This is a genomic window from Streptomyces sp. NPDC001858 (genome assembly GCF_053594615.1).
The window spans coordinates 1-1827 of sequence record NZ_JBSFEV010000119.1 but is presented as its reverse complement, the minus strand read 5'-3'; the positions used below and the strand labels follow the sequence as shown (position 1 = coordinate 1827).

At 67.4% G+C, this 1827-nt stretch carries 1 protein-coding gene; it reads left to right on the top strand.

Annotation, left to right across the window (positions count from 1 at the left end):
* Nucleotides 1–1827, top strand: a 1827-nt coding sequence (locus ACWCPF_RS45420; RefSeq protein ID WP_451051028.1) for a condensation domain-containing protein, incomplete at both ends; no start/stop codon positions are given.

Genomic DNA, 1827 nt, shown 5'->3' with positions numbered 1-1827 from the left:
GTGGTGGCGGCCGATGCGGATGCGACTGCGGGCGATCTACCGGAGCAGGTGCGGGAGTTGGCGGGGCGGCGGTTGCCGGAGTACATGGTGCCGGCGGCGGTGGTGGTCCTGGAGGAGTTGCCGTTGACGGTGAACGGCAAGGTGGATCGTCGGGCGTTGCCGGCGCCGGACTATGCCGCGGGCACGGGACGAGGGCCGGTGTCGGTGCAGGAGGAGATCCTGTGCGCGGTCTTCGCGGAGGTGCTCGGGCTGGACTCGGTAGGCGTGGATGACGACTTCTTCCGGTTGGGTGGGCATTCGCTGCTTGCGGTGTCGTTGGTGGAGCGTTTGCGTGGGCGGGGTGTGTCGGTGTCGGTCCGGGTGTTGTTTGAGGCTCCGACGCCGGCCGGCCTGGCCGAGGCGGTTGCGGTGGTGCCGGTGGTGGTGCCGGAGAATCTGATTCCGGTGGGTGCGGGCCGGATCACGGCGGACATGTTGCCGTTGGTGGAGTTGTCGGATGTCGATGTGGAGCGGATCGTCGCCGGGGTGGAGGGCGGTGCGGCGAACGTGGCGGACGTGTATCCGTTGGCGCCGTTGCAGGAGGGCCTGCTCTTCCACCACCTGATGGCCGACGGGGGGCAGGACCCGTACGTAATGATGCGGGGGTTGCAGTTCGATTCCCGGGGACGACTCGACGGGTTCGCCCAAGCCCTGCAACAGGTGGTGGATCGGCACGACATCTACCGCACGGCGATGGTGTGGGACGGGCTGCCGGAGCCGGTCCAGGTGGTGTGGCGGCACGTGGCACTGCCGGTGGTGACCCATGTCCTCGACGATGCCGAAGCCGATCCGGTGGCGGCCTTGGTGGAGCGGGTCGGGTCGGGGATGGACCTGGGCCGGCCGCCGTTGATGGACTTGCATGTGGCCGAGGTCGAGGACGGCCGTTGGCTGGGGATCCTTCGGATGCACCACATGGTCCTGGACCACCAGGGCATGGATGTTCTGACCGGAGAGTTGAGGGCGATCGCGGCCGGGCGCGGAGATGAGCTGGCGCCGCCGTTGCCGTTCCGAAACTTCGTTGCTCAGGCTCGCAGTGTGTCCCGGGAGGAGCATGAGCAGTTCTTCACGGAGTTGTTGGGGGACGTGACCGAGCCGACGGCGCCGTATGGACTGATGGACGTCCGTGGCGATGGTACGGCGTCGGTGTCGGCCGAGTTGCCAGTGCCGCAGGAGGTTGTGGACCGGTTGCGTGAGGTGACCCGGCGGTTGGGGGTCAGCGCGGCGACGGTGTTGCATGTGGCGTGGGCGCGGGTGCTGGCGGCGCTGTCGGGTCGGGATGATGTGGTGTTCGGGACGGTGTTGTTCGGGCGGATGAACGCGGGTGCGGGTTCCGACCGGGTCGTAGGCCCGTTCATGAACACGCTGCCGGTGCGGGTGCGGACCAATGGTGTCGGGGCACGGGCCGCGGTGGAGGAGATGCGGTCTCAGCTGGCGGCGTTGCTGGAGCACGAGCATGCGCCGTTGGCGGTGGCGCAGCAGGCCAGTGGCGTCGAGGAGAACACGCCCCTGTTCACCTCGCTGTTCAACTACCGCTACATAGGCCATGAAACCGAGGGTCGGAACAGCGATGCCGTCCAGGACTGGGAGGCCGGCATCCGGAGTGTCTTCGCCAGGGAGCGGACCAACTATCCGCTGACGGCGTCGGTCAACGACCTGAGCTCTGGCGGGTTGAGCGTGACCGTCGAGGTAGCCAACTCTGTTGATCCGTTTGAGGTGGGGGGGTTGTTGTGTACTGCGTTGGGGGGTTTGGTGGGGGTGTTGGGTGATGGTTTGGGTGGGGGTGTGGAT